This is a genomic window from Methyloversatilis universalis FAM5 (assembly GCF_000214035.2).
In the GTDB taxonomy this organism is placed as follows: Bacteria; Pseudomonadota; Gammaproteobacteria; order Burkholderiales; family Rhodocyclaceae; genus Methyloversatilis; species Methyloversatilis universalis.
Genome location: NZ_AFHG01000045.1, coordinates 1 through 20,312, shown reverse-complemented (window position 1 = coordinate 20,312; position 20,312 = coordinate 1). Strand labels below are relative to the sequence as shown.

Genomic DNA, 20,312 nt, shown 5'->3' with positions numbered 1-20,312 from the left:
CTTTGGTGTCCCCCACGCACAAATAAAAAGGCCATCCGGCGCAAGCCGGATGGCCTTTCGCTGCATCAGGCCCGCGACTGCGGGCCCGGCGCATTTCAGTGGAACTGCTCTTCTTCGGTCGAACCGGTCAGCGCGGTCACCGACGAAGTGCCACCCTGGATGGTGGTGGTCACGTCGTCGAAGTAGCCGGTGCCGACTTCCTGCTGGTGCGACACGAAGGTGTAGCCGCGGTCGCGGGCCGCGAATTCCGGCTCCTGAACCTTTTCCACGTAAGCCGACATGCCGCGGGCAACGTAGTCCTGGGCCAGATCGAACATGTGGTACCACATGTTGTGGATGCCGGCCAGGGTGATGAACTGGTACTTGTAGCCCATGGCGCCCAGTTCGCGCTGGAACTTGGCGATGGTCGCGTCGTCGAGGTTCTTCTTCCAGTTGAACGACGGCGAGCAGTTGTAGGCCAGCATCTTGCCCGGGAACTTGGCGTGGATCGCGTCGGCGAAGGCCTTGGCGAAAGCCAGGTCCGGCGTGCCGGTTTCGCACCAGATCAGGTCGGCGTACGGCGCGTAGGCCAGACCGCGCGAGATGGCCTGGTCCAGACCCTTCTTGGTCTTGTAGAAGCCTTCGGCGGTGCGCTCGCCGGTGACGAACGGCTTGTCGATCGGATCGCAGTCGCTGGTCAGCAGATCGGCGGCTTCCGCATCGGTACGGGCCAGGATCAGGGTCGGCACGCCATAGACGTCAGCGGCCAGACGGGCAGCGATCAGCTTCTGCACGGCTTCCTGGGTCGGCACCAGCACCTTGCCACCCATGTGGCCGCACTTCTTCACGGACGCCAGCTGGTCTTCGAAGTGAACGCCTGCCGCGCCAGCGCGGATCATGGCCTTCATCAGTTCGTGGGCGTTCAGCACGCCGCCGAAACCGGCTTCGGCGTCGGCAACGATCGGCGCGAAGTAGTCGATGTAGCCCTTGTCGCCCTTGTGGACGCCCTTGGCGTGCTGAATTTCGTCAGCGCGCTTGAAGCTGTTGTTGATGCGGCTGACCACGGTCGGCACCGAATCCACCGGGTACAGCGACTGGTCCGGGTACATCGCTTCGTACGAGTTGTTGTCGGCAGCGACTTGCCAGCCCGACAGGTAGATCGCCTTGACGCCGGCCTTCACCTGCTGCATGGCCTGACCACCGGTCAGTGCGCCCAGGCAGTTGATGAACGGCTCGTTGTTCACCAGATCCCACAGCTTTTCCGCGCCGCGGCGGGCCAGCGTGTACTCGACCGGGAAGGAGCCGCGCAGACGGTAGACATCCGCTGCGGTGTAGCCGCGCTTGATGCCCTTCCAGCGGGGGTTCTCGTCCCAGTCCTTCTGGATTGCGGCGATTTCCTGTTCTTTCGTGCTCATTGCATGTCCTCGAATAAAAAAACAACCCGAACAGACGGCGACCTGCCATCCGTACGCCCTGACTCAATAAAAGCTGCTGATGGTGCTGACACCCATGACCGGTTGCGATGACCGTTCATCTTTCGGCCTGTAGAACCGATGCGGGCCGATGCACGAAACCCGCGTGGACCTGTTGCAGCGTTTGGGAGCAATCAGATCGGGCGCCCGGGAAGCCGTCCGGCGTGTGCAACCGGACAGCTGTCGTGACGAACGCCAGTATAAAGAGGCTTTGGCAAAGCAACAAGAGGTCTTGTATAAGACATAAGAAGTTGTGTTTTCAATGAAAACAACAACTTGTTCTTTTGTTGTATTGCCTGGCGTGAAAAAGTGCAGAAATTTCTTCTGAAAGTTGTGCGCTGCGAAAGCCCCGGAGGTGCTCCGGGCCGAGCGCGGTCAGATCAGTGCGCGCGCACTGACGATGACGCCGTCGCCATCCGCGTAGAGGTGGTGCCCCGGCACGAAATCGATGCCGCCGAAGCTCACGGTCAGATCGGCCTGTCCTTCATTGCGCTTGACCGTCTTCAGCGGGTGGGTGCCGAGCGCGAACACGCCGAGGTCCATTTCGCCGATGGCGGCCGAATCGCGGATGCAGCCATACACCACGATTCCCGCCCAGCCGTTCTTGACCGCCAGCGCAGCGATCTGGTCACCCACCAGCGCGCGACGCATCGATCCCCCGCCGTCGACCACGAGCACCCGGCCATTGCCCGGCGCTTCGAGCGCCTTGCGCACCAGACCGTTGTCCTCGAACAGCTTGAGCGTAGTGATCGGTCCTCCGAATGACGTGCGTCCGCCGTAGCTGCGGAACATCGGCGCACAGATGCGCAGTTCGCTTTCAAACTGGTCGCAGAGGTCGGCGGTGGACAGGGTCATGGAACGCTCCTTTCGAATGGGGGAGGGGCATGGTCGTCGGGGAGACGAGTGCCGCAGGCAAAAAAAGAGGCGGCCATTATGGCCGCCTCCTGTCTGACCGGGAAGGCGTTCAGGCCGTCGCCGCTTCCTCTTCGGTATCGAACACCAGTTTCACCTTCTTGTCCGCGTCGAGGTCGATGGTCACCTTGCCGCCGCTGGTCAGTCGACCGAACAGCAGTTCGTCCGCCAGTGCCGAGCGGATGGTGTCCTGGATGAGGCGGGCCATCGGGCGGGCGCCCATCAGCGGATCGAAGCCCGCCTCGGCCAGCCAGTCGCGCAGCGTTTCGGAGAACACCACGTCGACCTTCTTCTCCTGCAGCTGGCCTTCGAGCTGCATCAGGAACTTGTCGACCACGCGCAGGATGATGTCGCGATCCAGCGGCTTGAACGAAATGATGGCGTCCAGCCGGTTGCGGAACTCCGGCGTGAACATGCGCTTGATGTCGCCCATCTCGTCGCCCGGCTGACGTTCGGCGGTGAAGCCGATGACCGCTTTCTGCAGGGTTTCCTGACCGGCATTGGTGGTCATGATGATGACCACGTTGCGGAAATCCGCCTGACGCCCGTTGTTGTCGGTCAGCGTGCCGTGGTCCATCACCTGCAGCAGGATGTTGAAGATGTCCGGATGCGCCTTCTCGATTTCGTCGAGCAGCAGCACTGCGTGCGGTTTCTTGGTCACCGCCTCGGTCAGCAGGCCGCCCTGATCGAAGCCGACATAGCCCGGGGGCGCCCCGATGAGCCGGCTCACTGCGTGACGCTCCATGTACTCCGACATGTCGAAGCGGATCAGTTCGATGCCCATGCAGTAGGCGAGCTGGCGGGCCACCTCGGTCTTGCCCACACCGGTGGGGCCGCTGAACAGGAAGGAGCCGATCGGCTTGTTCGGATTGCCGAGACCGGAGCGGGACATCTTGATCGCGGTGGACAGCGCATCGATCGCCTTGTCCTGCCCGAACACCATGTTCTTCAGGTCGCGGTCGAGGTTGCGCAGCGCCGAGCGGTCGTCGTTCGACACGTGCTGCGACGGTACGCGCGCGATCTTGGCGACGATTTCCTCGATCTCGGTCTTGCCGATCACCTTCTTCTGCTTCGACTTCGGCAGCACGCGCTGTGCCGCGCCGGCTTCGTCGATCACGTCGATCGCCTTGTCCGGCAGATGGCGGTCATTGATGTAGCGGGCCGACAGTTCGGCCGCCGACGACAGCGCGGTCGCCGAGTACTTCACGCCGTGGTGCTGCTCGAAGCGCGACTTCAGTCCCTTCAGGATGGACACCGTTTCCTCGACGCTCGGCTCGCTCACGTCGATCTTCTGGAAGCGCCGCGACAGTGCGTGGTCTTTTTCGAACACGCCGCGGTACTCGGTGTAGGTGGTCGCACCGATGCACTTCAGCTGACCGGAGGACAGCGCCGGCTTCAGCAGGTTGGAGGCGTCCAGCGTGCCGCCGGATGCGGCGCCCGCGCCGATCAGCGTATGAATTTCGTCGATGAACAGGATGGCGTTCGGGTTGTCGAGCAGCTGCTTCAGCACCGACTTCAGGCGCTGTTCGAAATCGCCGCGGTACTTGGTGCCGGCGAGCAGGGCGCCCATGTCCAGCGCATAGATGGTCGCATCGGCGAGGATGTCCGGGACACGGCCTTCGATGATGCGGCGTGCGAGGCCCTCCGCGATCGCGGTCTTGCCTACGCCGGCTTCACCCACCAGCAGCGGGTTGTTCTTGCGACGGCGGCACAGCGTCTGGATCACGCGCTCAAGTTCATGGTCGCGACCGATCAGCGGATCGATCTTGCCGAGCAGGGCCTGTGCGTTCAGGTTCTGCGTGAAGCTGTCGAGCGCGCCACCTGCCTGGCCGCCTTCCTGCTCCTGCTCACCCTGTTCGGATTCCGGCTTGGCCGCAGCCGCCGGCTGGGCGGTCTTGGTGATGCCGTGCGAAATGTAATTCACGATGTCCAGACGGGTGACGCCCTGACGCTGCAGGAAGTACACCGCGTGCGAGTCCTTCTCGCCGAATATGGCGACCAGCACGTTGGCGCCGGTCACTTCCTTCTTGCCCGAAGACTGCACGTGCAGGATGGCGCGCTGGATCACGCGCTGGAATCCCAGCGTCGGCTGGGTGTCGATTTCCTCGCTGCCATCGACCACAGGGGTGTGCTCGTTGATGAAGGCAGACAGTTCCTTGCGCAGCTCGTCGATGTTCACTGCGCAGGCACGCAGTACTTCGGCTGCCGAGGGGTTGTCGAGCAGCGCCAGAAGCAGGTGCTCGACCGTGATGAATTCGTGGCGCTTCTGCCGTGCTTCGACAAAAGCCATGTGAAGGCTGACTTCCAGCTCCTGCGCGATCATTTCAGTTTTCCTCCATCACGCACGCCAGCGGATGCTGATGCTGGCGGGCAAAGGTACACACCTGTTCCACTTTGGATGCTGCCACGTCCTTGGGGTAGATGCCGCACACTCCGGCCCCCTCCGTATGTACCTTGAGCATGACGCGCGTCGCCTGTTCCCGGTTCATGCCGAAAAACTTCTGAAGCACTCCGACCACGAAGTCCATGGGGGTGTAATCGTCATTCAGCACCATGACCTTGAACAGAGGTGGGGGCTTGACCCGGGTCTTTTCAAGTTCGAGGAGCGAATCGTCCTGCCTGCGCGTAACCATGGGCTCATTCTAATCACAATCAACCGCTCTGCAACACGTGAAACGGCGTGGTTTTTTCGACAATCAGGCATGCGCGCAGAGGCCTGCTCAACATGTTGGACAGCGTGTTTCCGGAGAGGTGCATCTCGACGTCGCACATCGGCCTGCAGCCAGCGTTCCCGCGCACCCGGAAAGTGCGTCAAAGTCTTCCGTGGTGCAGCATTGAAACGTGTTGACCGACCGCTGTATCTGGGCTAAAAGCCGTCCTTGTGTTTGATTCAAGCTCTCGAGTGGTCGCAGTCCTGCACCGTTGTCGATACTTGACTCGGTCGGTAGTTCCCGGGGTCAGAACATCAGAACTTGAAATACACAAACATGTACGGGAGCTTCGGCTCATTTGAGAGGTTGAGAGGATAAGATCAATGGCAACTGGTACTGTTAAGTGGTTCAACGATTCCAAGGGTTACGGCTTCATCACCCCGGATGACGGCAGCGAAGATCTGTTCGCCCATTTCTCGGCGATCCAGATGGGTGGTTTCAAGACCCTGAAGGAAGGCCAGAAGGTGTCTTTCGACGTGACCCAGGGCCCGAAGGGCAAGCAGGCCGCAAACATCCAGGCAGCCTGATTCCCGTACTCTGGAATCAAAAGCAAAAAACCCGGCGCAAGCCGGGTTTTTTGTTTGTGCGGCGGGCGTCCGCAGACGCCCGTGCAGCGTGTCACATGCGGGCGATCATCGCGCGTCCGAACTCCGAGCACGACACTTCGTTCGCACCGTCCATCAGGCGGGCGAAGTCATAGGTGACCTGCTTGTCGCCGATGGCACGTTCCATCGAAGAGATGATGAGATCGGCCGCTTCCAGCCAGCCCATGTGGCGCAGCATCATTTCTGCCGACAGGATGAGCGAACCCGGGTTCACCTTGTCCAGACCGGCGTACTTCGGTGCCGTGCCGTGGGTGGCTTCGAACACCGCGTAGTTGTCGGAAATGTTGGCGCCCGGGGCGATGCCGATGCCGCCGACCTGGGCCGCCAGCGCGTCGGAAATGTAGTCGCCGTTCAGGTTCAGCGTGGCGATGACATCGTAATCAGCCGGGCGCAGCAGGATCTGCTGCAGGAAGGCGTCGGCGATGGCGTCCTTTACCACGATGTCACGGCCGGTGTTCGGGTTCTTGAACTTGCACCACGGTCCGCCGTCGATCGGCTCCGCCCCGAACTCGTTCTGAGCGATCGCGTAGCCGAAGTCGCGGAAGCCGCCTTCGGTGAACTTCATGATGTTGCCCTTGTGCACCAGCGTGACCGACTTGCGATCATTGTCCACCGCGTACTGCAGCGCCTTGCGGATCAGGCGTTCCGAACCTTCGCGTGACACCGGCTTGATGCCGATGGCGGAGGTTTCCGGGAAGCGGATTTTCTTCACGCCCATTTCGTCGCGCAGGAACTTGATCACCTTGCGTGCGTTGTCCGATTCCGCCTGCCATTCGATGCCGGCGTAGATGTCCTCGGTGTTCTCGCGGAAGATGACCATGTCGATCAGTTCCGGCTGCTTGACCGGGCTGGGCACGCCGGTGAAGTAGCGCACCGGGCGCAGGCAGACGTACAGATCGAGCTCCTGGCGCAGCGCCACGTTCAGCGAACGGATGCCGCCACCAACCGGCGTGGTCATCGGACCCTTGATCGACACCACGTATTCCTTCAGCGCGGCCAGCGTGTCTTCCGGCAGCCAGACGTCGGGACCGTACAGGCGGGTCGATTTCTCGCCGGCATAGACCTCCATCCAGGTGATCTTGCGTTTGCCGCCGTAGGCCTTCGCCACGGCTGCATCGACCACGTCCTTCATCACCGGCGTGATGTCCACGCCGATGCCGTCGCCTTCGATGAACGGAATGATGGGATTGTCCGGCACAGGCTGGCCGGCAACGATTTTTGTCCCCTCGGCGGGAATCTTGATGTGAGAAGTACTCATGCCATCCAGCTCCTTGGTGTGTTGTCTGGTTATTGTCCCTGTGGCGGTGTTGCCGCCCGCGGGCGCCCACGATTATCCCCCAATATCCACCGGTCGCGTGACCTTGCGACAGCACTGGTCCGGCAGGCGTTCCAGCCCGCAGCGATCGCGCAGGCTCTAGAATCCGTCGATTGTTCACTCGTGCGGATACGCCATGAACCTCCCGGCAGGACAGAATCAGGTGGCGCAGGCCATCGCCCATGCGCTGATCGACGGTTTCGACAAGCACTACAGCCGCTTCCGCGCGTCCAGCGCCCAGGCGAAGCAGCGTTTCGAGGAGGCGGACTGGGCCGGGCAGCAGCGCTGCATCCGCGAGCGCATCCAGTTCTATGACGATCGGGTTCGTGAATGCGTGGAGCGGCTGCACAGCGAGTTCCACGCGGATTCGCTCGACGACAACACCTGGCAGCAGGCCAAGCTGCTTTACATCGGTCTGCTGGTTAACCACCGGCAGCCGGAGCTGGCGGAAACCTTCTTCAACTCGGTCACAACCAAGATCCTGCACCGCAAGTATTTCCACAACGACTTCATCTTCGTGCGCCCGGCCATCTCGACCGAACTGATCGAGAGCAATCCGCCAACCTGGCGCAGTTACTACCCGAACCAGACCGGTCTGCGTGCGGCGGTGAAGCAGATCTTCATCGACTTCGACTGGCAGCGCCGGTTCACCGATCTCGACCGCGACGTGGATTACATCGTGCGCGCGGCGCTGGAGCATGTGGGTGGAGAGTGGCCGGCGCGCGAGGCCAATCTGCAGATCCAGGTGCTGAATTCAGCCTACTACCGGAACAAGGCCGCCTACGTGATCGGCAAGGCGATCAACGGGCACAACGAATATCCCTTCATGGTGACCGTGCTGCACGACCGCAAGGGCGGCCTTTTCCTGGACACCATCCTGCTCGAGCCGTGGCGGGTGAGCGTCATGTTCTCGCTGTCGCGCGCCTACTTCATGGCCGACATGCAGGTGCCGTCGGCCAACGTCAATTTCCTGCGTACGCTGATGCCGAAAAAGCCGCAGTCCGAGCTCTACACCATGCTCGGGCTGGCGAAGCAGGGGAAGACCATGTTCTTCCGCGACCTGATCAACCACCTGCGCCACTCGAACGACAACTTCGTCGAGGCGCCGGGCATCCGCGGGCTGGTCATGCTGGTGTTCATGCTGCCGTCCTATCCTTACGTGATCAAGATCATCAAGGACACCTTCGGCAGTTCGAAGGACACCGACCGCGCCACGGTGAAGAAGAAGTTCCTGATGGTGAAGCAGGTGGACCGCGTGGGCCGCATGGCCGACACCATCGAGTACTCCGACATCGCGCTGCCGGCACACCGCTTCTCGCCCGAACTGCTCGAACAGCTGGATCAGCTCGCGCCGTCGATGATCGAGCGCGACGGCGACACGCTGGTGATCCGCCACTGCTACATCGAGCGACGCATGATTCCGCTCAACATCTACCTCGAAACCGCGAACGAAGAGCAAATCGATCACGCGGTGTACGAGTACGGCAATGCGATCCGCGAACTGGCGGTCGCCAACATCTTTCCGGGCGACCTGCTGTGGAAGAACTTCGGCGTCACCCGCTATGGCCGCGTGGTGTTCTACGACTACGACGAGATCGAGTTCCTGACCGACTGCAATTTCCGCCGCATTCCGCCGGCGCCCAGCCCGGAGTACGAAATGTCGGGCGAGGTGTGGTACTCGGTGCAGCGTAACGACATCTTCCCGGAAGAGTTCGCCACCTTCCTGCTGTCCACGCCCAAGGTGCGCGCCGCCTTCCTGAAGTACCACCGCGACCTGCTGGACGTGAAGTTCTGGCAGGAAACCCAGCAGCGCATCCGCGACGGCTATATCCAGGACTTCTTCCCCTACCCGGAGGAACTGCGTTTCGCGCGGCGCTTCGGCCATCTGCAGGGGCAGCAGGTCGCCACGGGGGGCGCGTGAGCCGGCTGATCGCGCTGAACAAGCCCTTCGGGGTGGTGTGCCAGTTCTCGCCGGACGGCCTGCATCCGACGCTGGCCGACCACGTCGCGCTGCCGGACGTCTATCCCGCCGGGCGGCTGGATACCGACAGCGAAGGCCTGCTGCTGCTCACCGACGACGGCGCGCTTCAGCACCGCATCACCGATCCGCGGCACAAGCTGGTGAAAACCTACCGGGTGCAGGTCGAGCGCGAACCGGACGAAGCCGCCCTGCAGCGCATGCGGCAGGGCCTGCAGCTGAAGGACGGTCCGACCCGGCCCTGCGGGGTCCGGCGCATCGACGAACCGGCCGGCCTGTGGCCGCGTACGCCGCCGGTGCGTCACCGCCTTTCGGTGCCGACCTGCTGGCTGGAGATCGAACTGTCCGAGGGCCGCAACCGGCAGGTGCGCCGGATGACCGCGGCCATCGGCCATCCGACGCTCAGGCTGATCCGCGTGGCGATCGGCCCCTGGCAGCTCGGCACACTGCAGCCGGGCGACTGGGTCGAGCTCGACGCCGCGCTGCTGCGCGCACCGGCCGCCGGCGCGCGGCGTTCCGCGCGCGGATGATTTCGATCAAGATGCGGCCTGCGCTGTCCCTCCATCATCCGACCGACGTCCTTTCATCATGATGAAGAACTTCCTGTGCAGCGGCCTGCTGGCGCTGACCACCCTGGCGGCCTGCGCCGGCCTGCCCACGCTTGAACTGGCGGTCGGGATGTACCGCATACGCGCCGAGGTGGCCCACACCGATCAGGCGCGCATGACCGGCCTGATGAACCGCACCGACATGCCCGCCGACGCCGGCATGCTGTTCGTGTTTCCGCAGGCCCGGGCTCACTGCATGTGGATGCGCAACACGCTCATTCCGCTCAGCGTGGCCTTCATCGACGAGCAGGGCCGCATCCTGAACATCGAGGACATGCAACCGCAGACCGACGACCACCACTGTTCGCAGGGGCCGGCGCGCTATGCCCTCGAAACCAATCTGGGCTGGTTCGCATCACGCAAGCTGGCCGCCGGCAGCCGGGTAGCCGGGCTGGAGCGCGCACCGGCGCCACAATGAGGAGATTCCGATGACCGATCCGATACACCACCGCATCGATTACACCAGTGGCGCGCTCGACGAGACCGAAGCGGCCGACAATCCGCTCGACCAGTTCCGTTTCTGGTTCGCCGAAGCCGGCCGCGTGGTCGAGCGCGATCCGAACGCGATGACGCTGTCGACCGTCAGCGCCGAAGGCCGCCCGAGTTCCCGCATCGTGCTGCTGCGCGGCTACGGCGAGGACGGCTTCGTGTTCTTCACCAATTACGACAGCCGCAAGGGCAACGAACTGGCGGTCAATCCGCACGCCAGCCTCTTGCTGTTCTGGGCCGCGCTCGAACGGCAGATCCGGATCGAAGGCACGGTGAGCAAGGTGAGCGAGGACGAGTCGGACGCCTACTTCTCGCTGCGCCCGGTCGGCAACCGGCTGGGTGCATGGGCCTCGCCGCAGAGCCAGGTGATTCCCAGCCGCGAGTCACTGTCGCAGCGGGTGCGCGAATTCGAAGCGCGCTTTGGCTCGGCGCCACCGCGCCCGGAAAACTGGGGGGGGTACCGGCTCAGGCCGGAAGCGATCGAGTTCTGGCAGGGCAGGGCAGACCGTCTGCACGACCGCCTGCTCTATCGTCGCGAAGGCGAGTGCTGGAACAGGGTGCGTCTCGCACCCTGAGGGGTTTGCTCAGACGCCGTGCTCTAGCGCGGACAGCAGTCCGCGGGTGGACGCGTCCGCGTCGCTCGGCAGCCTGCCCGAGGCCAGAGAGCGCGCCATCTGCTTGCCGTATTCGACGCCGTACTGGTCGAAGCTGTTGATGCCCAGCAGCCAGCCCTGCACGAACACCTTGTGCTCGTAGAGCGCGATCAGCTGTCCGAGTGAGCGGGGCGTGAGCTCGGGCATGATGAGCGTGGTGCTGGGCTGATTGCCCGGGCAGGCCACGTGCGGCGCCAGCCGGGTCGCTTCCTGTTCCGACAGTCCGCCGCGCTTCAGTTCTTCCATCGCTTCGTCGCGCGTCTTGCCGCGCATCAGCGCTGCACTCTGCGCCAGAGCGTTGAGCTGCATCATGCGGCTGCGCTCGTCGCGTCCGCCCCGCGGCACGATGAAGTGCATCGGCATCATGCGGGTGCCCTGATAGAACTGCTGGTGATACGCATGCTGGCCGACGATGCCCGATCCGCCCCATACCACCGGAGAGGTCGGGGCGCGGCTCAGTTCGCCGGTCGAGGTGCAGCGCTTGCCATTGCTTTCCATCTCCAGCTGCTGCAGGTAGGACGGCAGGCTGCGCAGCAGATGGCTGTAGGGCAGCACCGCCAGCGTTTCCAGTCCCATGCCGCTGGCGTTCCAGAAGTCGATCAGGCCGAACATCACCGGCAGGTTCGCGTTCATCGGCGCGCGGGTGAAGTGCTCGTCCATCGAGCGTGCGCCTTCCAGCATTTCGCCGAAGGCCTGCATGCCTATCGCGCAGGCCAGAGGCAGAGAAATCGACGACCAGACCGAATAGCGTCCGCCCACCCACTCCGGCAGGAACAGGCAGTGATGCGCCGGCACGCCCAGTTCCTGGGCGGCCGCAGGCCGGTTGGTGACCGCGAACAGGTGCTGGCCGACGCCGGCGCTGCCAAGGCCGTCGGCCAGCCATTTCATCGCCACCTGGGCGTTGGCCAGCGTTTCCTGGGTGGTGAAGCTCTTCGATGAAATGACAAAGGCGGTGTGGGCGGGCTTGCAGTCGCGCAGCGCGAGATCGAGTGCCACCGGATCCAGGTTGGCGACGAACTTGACCACTGGACCATTCCACTGCGGCTCGAGCGCTTCCATGGCCAGCCGCGGCCCGAGGTCGGAGCCGCCGATGCCCAGATTGATCAGGTGGGTGATGGTCTGACCGGTGGCACCCAGCAGTTCGCGGTTGCGTATCAGCCGAACCCAGTGCTCGAGCGCGGCACGGCAGTCACGCACCACGTCGGCATGCGAGCCGTCCTGCGCGCGCAGTGCCATGTGCAGCGCCGCGCGGCGTTCGGTGAAATTGATCTGGTCGCCGGCAGCCAGTGCGCGGATGCCGCGCGGCAGGTCGAGTGCGCTGACCAGATCCATCAGCATGGTCATGGTTTCGCCATCGACCCGCTGCTTCGAATAGTCGAGCAGCCAGCCGTCGTGGCGCAGCGAGAAGCGCGCGAAGCGCTCCGCATCCTGCTCGAAGAAGTTGCGCAGGTGCACGCGCGACAGCTGGATCGCCTTGGATCTCAGTGCAGGCCACGCCGAAGTCTGCATCAACAGGTTCATGTCATCCCGGCGCCCCGTGGCGCTCTCAAGTCGTGTTCTTTACGTACATCAGGAAGTGCTCGTGCCGGTCGCCCGGCCTGCGTCCTTCCCATTTCAGTGTCCAGCCCGCATCGAGTGCGGGTTTCCTGCCGCCCCGGCCGTAGTGGGCGATCAGCACGCTGCAGCGGCGACCCGTTCCGCTGGCGTAGGCGAGCGGCTTCAGGCCGGCAAAGTAGTAGAACGCTGCCCGCTGGCTTTCCTGCAGACCGGCATAGGCAACGCAGGTCCGTTCCTCCGGCAGGTGTTCGGCGAGCTGTCTGGCGACATCGCGATAGCTGCGACCGTAGTCGATCCATGGCAGCCACAGACTGCTCACCAGAAACCATATCAATACCATGCCGCAGCCCCAGCTGACCGCGCCGCGTGTCGGCGTCCGTGGCGAACGCCACAGCAGCCATACCCAAGCCAGGCTCATGATGACAGCAAGCGACACTGCCATGAAGTAGAACGGCATCGAGAAGCCGGGTTCCAGACGGGAGAAGGTTTTCGCCAGCCGTGCCGGCCAACCGGTGTACATCGCCACCCAGCCCAGCCAGATGATGATGCCCAGCAGTGAAAACGTCATGACACCGAACCAGTCCAGCGCATTGGCGGCGCCACGGCGCAGCTTGGGCAGACCGGCGCTGCCCAGTACCACCAGCGGGGCGAGCAGCGGCAGCGCGCGCTGATTGCGGGCGATGCCGTCGCCGGCGAGCTGGACGAAAAGCAGCAGCATCAGCACCAGCGGCAGCGTCAGCACCGGCGAGCGCCACTGGCTGCGCCGTTGCCACAGCGCCCAGCCGGCCACCGGCAGCGCGGGCCAGGCGTACCAGGCCATCACCTTGACCCAGCTCGACATGCCGCCGACCAGCAGGGCGCTGTCCGGCAGCAGGCTGGCCACGTCCTCATCCCAGACCTGTGCCGCCAGTTCCGGGCGTTCGAGGCGGAGTGCCACATACCAGCTCGCGGCCAGTGCGGTGCCGGCCAGCATGGCCAGCGGCAGCGCCAGCATGCGTTGAGGGGTGGCCGCCACGGTGCGCCACACCGGCAGCAGCGGCATCAGTGCGGCGGTCAGCAGCAGGATGGCGGTCAGCCACAGGCCGGTGCCCAGACCGGAAAGGGCGAGTGCCAGCGTCAGCACGATGCCACCGTGCAGTGGCCGGCGGGCAATCAGTGCCAGTGCCCACATGCCCAGCCCGAGCGCCGCCAGCAGCGTGGTGGCCGCCTGGGCGTCATGCAGATAGGTCACGGCACCGATGCTTGCAATGGCAATCAGCGGCGCGATGCGCGCGGCGGGCGCGCCATACAGTTCGCGCGCCGCGCCTGCGCTGCCCAGCAGCCACAGGGCAGTGAACAGGGCGCTGGTGAGCCGCACGCCGTCGGCGAAGCTCGCGCCAATAAGGGCGGCCGCGCGGCCGGTCAAGGAGGCGACCCAGTGGAACAGCGGCGGCGTGTCCAGCCAGATCTGGCCGGCCAGGGTCGGAATCAGCCAGCCGGGTTCGCGCGCGAAGCCGAGCGCGACCGCGATGTGGAGGGCGTCATCGCCTTTCCACGGATCGCGGCCGAACAGACCGGTGAGCAGGAACAGCGCGCACAGCGCAATCACGAAGCCTGTCTGGGGCGGGTCGCCGATCAGCGGCCGGCGGTGTGCGAAGGACTGCGATGGAAGGGGCATCGGCGGGATCGGGTGGCCAGGGGCCGGATTCGGGTGGTCGGAATTCTAGGGGCTGCGCACGCAGGCGACGAGAGGGCGGGGCGATGCCGCCGCTTCACGGCAGCGGATACCGGACGCCACAAACAAAAAAGGCAGCCATCGGCTGCCTTTTCCGGGGCGCGTGCTGAAATCAGCCGCGCGGTACGTTCGCGTACTTCTGACGGAAGCGTTCGACGCGACCGGCGGTATCGACGATCTTCTGCTTGCCGGTGTAGAACGGGTGGCAGGACGCGCACACTTCAATGTGCAGCGGCTTGCCCAGCGTCGAGCGGGTTTCGAACGCGTTGCCGCAGGAGCAGGTGACGGCGACAACTTCGTAGCTGGGGTGAATGCCTTGTTTCATGCTGATTACTTTCTCAAGCGCTCGAAGGCGGGCAGCCTCGTGCGGATCATCGAACCCCGGGTCGGCTGAGCCGTGGGAAACCTGCGACCACGTCGCGTTGCAGTTTCCGTAGCTGTGCAGACGGTGCCCGCGGAGGAAAACGACAAGTATGGCGGTTTTCTCAGCCCCGTTCAAGGGGTTGCGCAGGTCCGGGCCGCGGCGCGGGCGGTGCTTCGTGTTCCGGTGTCACCGTGACCTGAACCTCCACCGCATGCTCTCCGCCGCCGAGAATGACGCCGCGCATCGGCGTCACGTCGCTGAAGTCGCGGCCCCAGGCGACGGTGATGTGCTGGTCTCCCGGCTGCATGCAGTTGGTCGGATCCATGTCCACCCAGCCCAGGCCCGGGCAGAACACCGACACCCAGGCGTGCGAGGCATCGGCGCCCACCATGCGCGGCTGCCCGGGCGGTGGCTGGGTGAGCAGATAGCCGCTCACGTAGCGGGCCGGCAGTCCGAGCGAGCGCAGGCAGCCGATCATGAAATGGGCGAAGTCCTGGCAGACGCCGCGCCGTTGCCTGAGCAGCGTTTCCAGCGGCGTGCTCACCGTGGTGGCCTGCGGATCGAATTCGAAATCGCGGTGGATGCGACGCATCAGTGCCAGCGTGGCGTCGAACAGCGGGCGTTCGCGGCGGAAATCGAGCCGCGCATAGCGTGCCAGCGCGGCCAGCGGTTCGATGTGCGGACTGGCGTACAGATACTGGCAGGGGTCGAGCAGCGGGGCCGGCCCGACCTGATGCAGCCGGTCGCGCACGTGTTCCCATGCCGGCGACCGGGTGGCGCCGGCCGCGCGCGACGGCGTCAGGTCGACCACGCTCTCTGCGGTAACGGTGAGCGTGTCGTGCGCGCTGCCGATGGACAGCTGTTCCAGTACGTTGCCGAAATAGTCTGTGCGGCGGGCCCGCTCGACCGGCTCCGGGTCGATGTCGATGCGGTGCGACACGGTGCGCTGGGTCGGCGTATCGCGCGGCGTCAGGTGCAGCAGCTGGCGCGAGTCGGACACCGGCCAGGCGTAGCGGTACTGTGTCCGGTGCAGCACGTGATAGCGCATGCGGTTCATGGCAGGTCCGCTCCGCTGGCCCAGCGCGGGTCGGCATGGCTGAAGAAGCGCAATCCGAGCTGTTCCGACAGCGCATAGGCGGCGCTGGCCAGACGGTCGAGCAGGTTGGCGAGTCGCTCGGAGCCGGTGTGCAGGTCCTGCTCCGGGCGCAGCGCGAGCAGTTCGGCGACCGCGTCCGGCAGGGTTCCGGCATCGATGGCCCCGAACTGCGCGGCCAGCCGTGCCAGGTAGTCGCTCAGGCCGAGCGCCTGGTAGGCGATCGAGCGCGGATTGGTTTCGTCGCTCACCAGCAGGTCGAGCACCGGCAACCACTGCGGCCGTGTCATGTAGCGGGAACGGTAGGTGATGGTGCTGTCGGCCAGTTCGAGCAGCCAGTCCGGCGCTTCGCCGCCGGCAGCCAGCGCATGCCGCAGCGCGGTGCACATGAACTGCAGCCGTTCTATGCGTCGCCCCATGGACAGGAAGCGCCAGCCCTGGTCGCGGGTCATGCCGTCCAGCGCAAAGCCGGACAGGGTCATCATGGCCTGCACGCAGCGGTCCAGGTGTTCCAGCGCCGCGCCCGGGCTGACCTCCGGCTCGCGGCCGGCGGTTTCGACCAGCCGGCTGATCACCCGCCAGTTGTCGATCGACATGCGCTCGCGCAGGCTGAACGCGACTGCGGACAGCTGGTGCAGCAGCGCGGACAGCGCTCCATCGCGGGCCAGGGCCGCGTCGCACAGCGCGCCGCCCGGATCGTCGTCACCGACCGGCGCCAGCTGGCCGGTCGTGCGGCACAGCCGGATGAGTACGCTTTCACCGCTGTCATCGCTTTCTATATGGCGTGCGATGGCCGCGCGCAGCAGCCGCGCGGCGTTGTCGCAGCGCTCGCAGTAGCGGCCGAACCAGAACAGGTTTTCCACCATGCGGCTGGACAGATTGCTGCCGGCGCGCACCAGTTCCGATGGCCCCACCGTGCGTCGCAGCAGGCTGAAGGTATCGACCGCGCCATCGGTCAGCACCCAGGTGTCCTTGCTGGCGCCACCCCGCTGCATGGCGATCACGCGGGCCTGCGCTTCCGGCGCGACCCGGGCCAGCCCGCCGGGCATCACCCGGTAGCCCTCCGGACCCGCACAGGCGAATACCCGCAGGCCGACCGTCCGCGCGCCCAGGCGCGGTGCGGGCCCGCTGTCGTCCCATACCGGCGCCTGCGCCAGCTGCACCAGTTCCTGCGCAACGTAGTGGTGCGGCCGGGCCCGCATGCGGGCGATCAGCGCAGCCCGCTCGCGCCGGTCGAGATCGGCACCGAACACCGATTCGATGCGCAGCTGCGGGAAGGCGGGCTTGATCACCAGATGGTCGAGCTTGGCGATGGCGTCTTCCAGCGCTGCCTCCTCGCCGCACCACCAGGTGGCCAGCGAAGGCATGGCCAGTGGCTCGCCGAGCAGGCGCTCGCACAGGCGGGGCAGAAAACCGAGCAGGGCGCCGCTTTCCAGCAGGTTGGAGCCGAGCGCGTTGGCGATCAGTACCTGACCGCGGCGGGCGGCGTCCAGCAGGCCGGGCACGCCCAGCGCGGAATCGGCGCGCAGTTCCAGCGGGTCGCAGAAATCGTCGTCCAGCCGGCGCACGATGGCATGCACCCGGCGCAGCCCCGACAGATGCTTGAGCCACACCTTGCCGTCGCGCACCAGCAGATCGGACCCTTCGACCAGCGGAAAGCCGAGGTAGCGTGCAAGGTAGGCGTGTTCGAAATAGGTTTCGTTGTAGGGGCCGGGCGTCAGCAGCACGGTCAGTGGCGGGCCGTCGCCTTCCGGTGCATGCTGGGCCAGGGTGTCGCGCAGCGTGGCGAAGAAGCCGGCCAGATGCTCGACGTGCAGGTCGCGGAACTGTTCGGAGAACACGCGCGAAATGACCAGCCGGTTCTCCAGCGAGTAGCCGGCGCCCGAGGGCGCCTGGGTGCGGTCGGCCAGTACCCACCAGCCACCGTCCGGCGAGCGGGCGAGGTCGGCCGCATACAGGTGAAGGTGAATGCCGCCGGGCACCTTCAGCCCGTGGCAGGGTCTGAGAAAGCCGGCATGACCATGGATCAGTGCCGGCGGCAGCAGCCCTTCCACCAGCATCTGCTGCGGCCCATAGACGTCGGCGAGAATGCGGTTGAGCAGTTCGGCGCGCTGGGCGACCGCGGAGGAAATCTGCGCCCATTCGTCGGCCGCGATGACCAGCGGCAGCAGGTCCAGCTCCCACGGCCGTTCGACGCCGCGTGGGTCGGCATACACGTTGTAGGTGACGCCGTTTTCGCGTATCTGCCGGCGTACCGATGCCAGCCTGTCCTGCATCTGGACCCGGCTGGCCGATTCGAATGCGTCGAACAGGGCGGCCCAGTGCGGGCGCAGCGTGCCGGGCGCCGACAGCAGTTCGTCGTAGCGCGTCGTGGCGTGCGGGTAGTGCTGGAGCAGGGAACGGGCCATCGATCAGGCGTTGCGGGGCGGCACGCAGGCCATCCGGAAATTTTTTGCGATCCGGCCACACGCTAGCACAGACCTTGCATGATCCGGCACGCACGCTCACGCGGAGCACCATAAAAAAGAAGGACAGCACGGATGCACAACATTGCAGTGATTGGCGCCGGCATGGCGGGCTGTACGCTGGCCCGCCGGCTGGTCGACGCCGGCCGGCGGGTTCACGTATTCGACAAGGGGCGGGCGGCCGGCGGGCGCATGGCGACCCGGGTGGCAGGGCGCCTGCGCTTCGACCACGGTGCGCAGTTCATGTCGGTGCGCGGCGACGCGATGCGGGCACGGCTGCCTGAATGGCAGCAGGCCGGCGTGCTGGCGCGCTGGCCGCAGGCCGCGGTCGGCGACAGCGAGCGCTGGGTGGCGGTGCCCGGCATGAACGCGCTGGCGCCCCGCATGCTCTGGGGCGCGGAATTCAGCGCGCAGACGCTGATCCACACGCTCGGCGCCGACCGCTTCGGCTGGTGGCTGGCCGAGGAAAGCGGCACGCTGCCCGACTGTTTCGACGCGGTGCTGGTGACGCTTCCCGCGCCGCAGGCGGTGACGCTGTTCGAGCGCAGCACCGGTGCCGGACTGGCCCGGTTCATCGATGCGATGCGGCAGATCCGCTACGCCCCGTGCTGGACGCTCATGCTGTCGCTGTCCGAGCGTCTCGACGTCGCGGACTGCCTGCGCTTTCCAGCCGGCGGCGCACTGAACTGGGCCGCGCGCGACAGCGGCAAGCCCCAGCGCGATGCATCGCGCGAGTGCTGGGTGGTGCATGCCGATCCGCTCTGGTCGCGGCAGCACCTGGAGTGCGAGCCGGAACAGATCGAGGCGCTGCTGACCGAGGCTTTTGCCGCGGCGGTGGGCCGGGCGGTGGTGCCGGTGCAGCGTTGCGCCCACCGCTGGCGGTACGCGCGGGTGGTCGACGCGCTCGGCCAGCCCTGTCTGTGGGACGCCGATGCGCGGGTGGGGTATGCCTCGGACGGCTGCCTGGGCGAGCGCATCGAGGACGCCTTCGACAGTGCGAACGCGCTGGCCGACCGGGTGCTGGAAGCCGGGGCCAACAGGGACCTGCCCTGGGTGCATGCTGCGGAGCAGCATGTTCATCTGCGCTAAGTGCATGTGTTCATTGGGGAAAAAGTGTCCATTCCCTGAACAGCGGATGAAAAATCGTCCACTGACTCCATAAAGTCGCCCGGCCTTTACCCGTAAGCCCGGTCAATGCGGCGCCTGATCCGCATGACACGACAGATGCAGTAATCCGGGATTTCGGGAGGGGAAGCCATGAAACTGTTCGGCCGTCGCAGCGCTGCGACACATCCAGGTATCGTCACGCTGCGGGCGCGGTGCGCTGAACTCGACGGAAAGCTGGCTTCGATACGCTGCCAGCCGGCTTTCATCGGCGGCTATGTCGCGCCGGATACCGATATCGAGACGGTCGCGCGTGCGCTGCGCGCCCGCTTTCCCGGTGTGGCGATGGCGCTGGGTACGACCGCGGGCGAACTGTGCGGCGCCGCCGGCGCACCGCTCTACTGCGAGGCGCAGGACGGACGGGACAGCGTGGTGCTGCAACTGTTCGACCGTTCGGTCATCGCGGCCGCGCAGACCGTGGCAATTCCGCTGTCCAGCGAAGACCTGCGCCAGTCCGGCCGCATGCTCGACTACCGCGAGCGGATAGACCGGCTGGCGAACGCCATCCGCGGCGCCCGGGTGGACATCGACATCGACCACCGCGACACCTTTGCCTATGCGCTGTTCGACGGGCTGTCGAACTCTGAATCCTTCTTCATGGAAGCGCTGTACGAAAGCGGCCGCTTCCCCTGTCTGTTCGTCGGCGGCTCGGCCGGCGGCAAGCTCGATTTCAAGGACACCTGGCTGCACGACGGCAGCCGGCGGCTCAACAACCACGCCCTGGTCACCTTCCTGAAGATGGCGCCGGGCGTGCGTTTCGGCGTGTTCAAGAGCCAGAATTTCGAAGAGACGCCCACCCGTTTCCAGATCTTCAGCGCTTCGGTCGAACGCCGGCAGGTCAGTTCGGTGATTGACCGTGACGGCCGGGCGGTATCGCTGATCGATGCGCTGTGCCAGACCTTCGGCTGCGCGCGCGGCGAACTGGCGGCCAAGCTGGACAGCCACTCCTTCGCCATCCGGGTCAACGGTGAACTGTTCGTGCGTTCGGTCGCCACGCTGGATTTCGAACGCGACAAGGTCGATTTCTACTGCGACGTGGCGCCCGGCGAGGAGCTGGTGCTGGTCAGGCGCACGCCTTTCGCGGCGACCACCGAGCGCGATTTCCGCGACTTCATGAAGGACAAGCCGGGCCAGCCGCTGGCCGGCATGTTCAACGACTGCGTGCTGCGGCGGCTGTACAACCGGACCGAGCTGTCCTCGCTGGACCGGGTGTTCGCCGGCATCGACATTGCG

General features: G+C 65.3%; 17 protein-coding genes. 7 read left to right on the top strand and 10 right to left on the bottom strand.

Features of this window, described 5'->3' with window-relative positions; all coding sequences use genetic code 11:
- Positions 1-95 precede the first annotated feature (95 nt).
- The 4 genes from aceA to clpS form a co-directional block, all read right to left on the bottom strand.
- Positions 96-1,394, bottom strand: a complete 1,299-nt coding sequence (aceA, locus tag METUNV1_RS09145) for an isocitrate lyase (protein WP_008061053.1) — start codon at positions 1,392-1,394, stop codon at positions 96-98.
- A gap of 432 nt (positions 1,395-1,826) precedes the next feature.
- Positions 1,827-2,306, bottom strand: coding sequence for a ribonuclease E activity regulator RraA (gene rraA, locus METUNV1_RS09140; protein ID WP_008061048.1), 480 nt, complete (start codon positions 2,304-2,306; stop codon positions 1,827-1,829).
- Positions 2,307-2,415: 109 nt separating this feature from the next.
- Complete coding sequence (clpA, locus tag METUNV1_RS09135) at positions 2,416-4,686, bottom strand: ATP-dependent Clp protease ATP-binding subunit ClpA (RefSeq protein ID WP_008061045.1); 2,271 nt, start codon at positions 4,684-4,686, stop codon at positions 2,416-2,418.
- 1 nt (position 4,687) lies between these two features.
- On the bottom strand, positions 4,688-4,996 hold the full coding sequence (clpS, locus tag METUNV1_RS09130) for an ATP-dependent Clp protease adapter ClpS (RefSeq protein ID WP_008061043.1): 309 nt from the start codon (positions 4,994-4,996) through the stop codon (positions 4,688-4,690).
- 401 nt (positions 4,997-5,397) lie between these two features.
- Here clpS and METUNV1_RS09125 point away from each other — a divergent pair, with 401 nt between their 5' ends.
- A complete protein-coding gene (locus METUNV1_RS09125; RefSeq protein ID WP_008061041.1) occupies positions 5,398-5,601 on the top strand; it encodes a cold-shock protein in 204 nt (67 codons plus the stop codon).
- Between the two features lie 91 nt (positions 5,602-5,692).
- On the opposite strand, the gene icd is transcribed toward METUNV1_RS09125, so the two are convergent.
- The gene (gene icd, locus METUNV1_RS09120; protein WP_043359561.1) at positions 5,693-6,937 is read right to left on the bottom strand and encodes an NADP-dependent isocitrate dehydrogenase; all 1,245 of its coding nucleotides are present in this window, start codon (positions 6,935-6,937) and stop codon (positions 5,693-5,695) included.
- A gap of 193 nt (positions 6,938-7,130) precedes the next feature.
- On the opposite strand from icd, the gene aceK reads away from it, so the two are divergent.
- Genes aceK through pdxH form a run of 4 tightly spaced genes read left to right on the top strand, consistent with a single transcriptional unit; the run spans position 7,131 to position 10,644 of the window.
- On the top strand, positions 7,131-8,915 hold the full coding sequence (gene aceK, locus METUNV1_RS09115) for a bifunctional isocitrate dehydrogenase kinase/phosphatase (RefSeq protein ID WP_008061037.1): 1,785 nt from the start codon (positions 7,131-7,133) through the stop codon (positions 8,913-8,915).
- Positions 8,912-9,502 (top strand): pseudouridine synthase, encoded by a 591-nt coding sequence (locus tag METUNV1_RS09110; RefSeq protein ID WP_008061035.1) that lies wholly within the window; start codon positions 8,912-8,914, stop codon positions 9,500-9,502. The genes aceK and METUNV1_RS09110 overlap by 4 nt, the downstream gene beginning before the upstream one ends.
- 58 nt (positions 9,503-9,560) lie before the next feature.
- Positions 9,561-9,998, top strand: coding sequence for a DUF192 domain-containing protein (locus tag METUNV1_RS09105; protein WP_008061032.1), 438 nt, complete (start codon positions 9,561-9,563; stop codon positions 9,996-9,998).
- Between the two features lie 10 nt (positions 9,999-10,008).
- Positions 10,009-10,644, top strand: coding sequence for a pyridoxamine 5'-phosphate oxidase (gene pdxH / locus METUNV1_RS09100; protein ID WP_008061030.1), 636 nt, complete (start codon positions 10,009-10,011; stop codon positions 10,642-10,644).
- A gap of 9 nt (positions 10,645-10,653) precedes the next feature.
- Here pdxH and pgi read toward each other — a convergent pair whose 3' ends face one another.
- From pgi to METUNV1_RS09075, 5 genes are all read right to left on the bottom strand, one after another.
- Positions 10,654-12,243: a glucose-6-phosphate isomerase gene (gene pgi / locus METUNV1_RS09095; protein WP_008061028.1), complete on the bottom strand. Its 1,590-nt coding sequence runs from the start codon at positions 12,241-12,243 to the stop codon at positions 10,654-10,656.
- 25 nt (positions 12,244-12,268) lie between these two features.
- Positions 12,269-13,936: an ArnT family glycosyltransferase gene (locus METUNV1_RS09090; protein WP_008061027.1), complete on the bottom strand. Its 1,668-nt coding sequence runs from the start codon at positions 13,934-13,936 to the stop codon at positions 12,269-12,271.
- Positions 13,937-14,105: 169 nt separating this feature from the next.
- On the bottom strand, positions 14,106-14,318 hold the full coding sequence (rpmE, locus tag METUNV1_RS09085; RefSeq protein ID WP_008061026.1) for a 50S ribosomal protein L31: 213 nt from the start codon (positions 14,316-14,318) through the stop codon (positions 14,106-14,108).
- Positions 14,319-14,478: 160 nt separating this feature from the next.
- Positions 14,479-15,414 (bottom strand): transglutaminase family protein, encoded by a 936-nt coding sequence (locus METUNV1_RS09080; RefSeq protein WP_008061025.1) that lies wholly within the window; start codon positions 15,412-15,414, stop codon positions 14,479-14,481.
- Positions 15,411-17,858: a circularly permuted type 2 ATP-grasp protein gene (locus tag METUNV1_RS09075; protein WP_008061024.1), complete on the bottom strand. Its 2,448-nt coding sequence runs from the start codon at positions 17,856-17,858 to the stop codon at positions 15,411-15,413. The genes METUNV1_RS09080 and METUNV1_RS09075 overlap by 4 nt, the downstream gene beginning before the upstream one ends.
- A gap of 132 nt (positions 17,859-17,990) precedes the next feature.
- Here METUNV1_RS09075 and METUNV1_RS09070 point away from each other — a divergent pair, with 132 nt between their 5' ends.
- Positions 17,991-19,004, top strand: coding sequence for an NAD(P)/FAD-dependent oxidoreductase (locus tag METUNV1_RS09070; protein ID WP_008061023.1), 1,014 nt, complete (start codon positions 17,991-17,993; stop codon positions 19,002-19,004).
- Between the two features lie 168 nt (positions 19,005-19,172).
- The coding region (locus METUNV1_RS09065) for an FIST signal transduction protein (RefSeq protein ID WP_043359557.1) at positions 19,173-20,312 on the top strand (1,140 nt) is incomplete at its 3' end.

What these genes read in the sequence shown, in the direction of transcription:
- aceA (WP_008061053.1), bottom strand. Translation starts at nt 1,394, where the DNA reads ATGAGCACGAAAGAACAGGAAATCGCCGCAATCCAGAAGGACTGGGAC.
- rraA (WP_008061048.1), bottom strand. Translation starts at nt 2,306, where the DNA reads ATGACCCTGTCCACCGCCGACCTCTGCGACCAGTTTGAAAGCGAACTG.
- clpA (WP_008061045.1), bottom strand. Translation starts at nt 4,686, where the DNA reads ATGATCGCGCAGGAGCTGGAAGTCAGCCTTCACATGGCTTTTGTCGAA.
- clpS (WP_008061043.1), bottom strand. Translation starts at nt 4,996, where the DNA reads ATGGTTACGCGCAGGCAGGACGATTCGCTCCTCGAACTTGAAAAGACC.
- METUNV1_RS09125 (WP_008061041.1), top strand. Translation starts at nt 5,398, where the DNA reads ATGGCAACTGGTACTGTTAAGTGGTTCAACGATTCCAAGGGTTACGGC.
- icd (WP_043359561.1), bottom strand. Translation starts at nt 6,937, where the DNA reads ATGAGTACTTCTCACATCAAGATTCCCGCCGAGGGGACAAAAATCGTT.
- aceK (WP_008061037.1), top strand. Translation starts at nt 7,131, where the DNA reads ATGAACCTCCCGGCAGGACAGAATCAGGTGGCGCAGGCCATCGCCCAT.
- METUNV1_RS09105 (WP_008061032.1), top strand. Translation starts at nt 9,561, where the DNA reads ATGATGAAGAACTTCCTGTGCAGCGGCCTGCTGGCGCTGACCACCCTG.
- pdxH (WP_008061030.1), top strand. Translation starts at nt 10,009, where the DNA reads ATGACCGATCCGATACACCACCGCATCGATTACACCAGTGGCGCGCTC.
- pgi (WP_008061028.1), bottom strand. Translation starts at nt 12,243, where the DNA reads ATGAACCTGTTGATGCAGACTTCGGCGTGGCCTGCACTGAGATCCAAG.
- METUNV1_RS09090 (WP_008061027.1), bottom strand. Translation starts at nt 13,936, where the DNA reads ATGCCCCTTCCATCGCAGTCCTTCGCACACCGCCGGCCGCTGATCGGC.
- rpmE (WP_008061026.1), bottom strand. Translation starts at nt 14,318, where the DNA reads ATGAAACAAGGCATTCACCCCAGCTACGAAGTTGTCGCCGTCACCTGC.
- METUNV1_RS09080 (WP_008061025.1), bottom strand. Translation starts at nt 15,414, where the DNA reads ATGAACCGCATGCGCTATCACGTGCTGCACCGGACACAGTACCGCTAC.
- METUNV1_RS09075 (WP_008061024.1), bottom strand. Translation starts at nt 17,858, where the DNA reads ATGGCCCGTTCCCTGCTCCAGCACTACCCGCACGCCACGACGCGCTAC.
- METUNV1_RS09070 (WP_008061023.1), top strand. Translation starts at nt 17,991, where the DNA reads ATGCACAACATTGCAGTGATTGGCGCCGGCATGGCGGGCTGTACGCTG.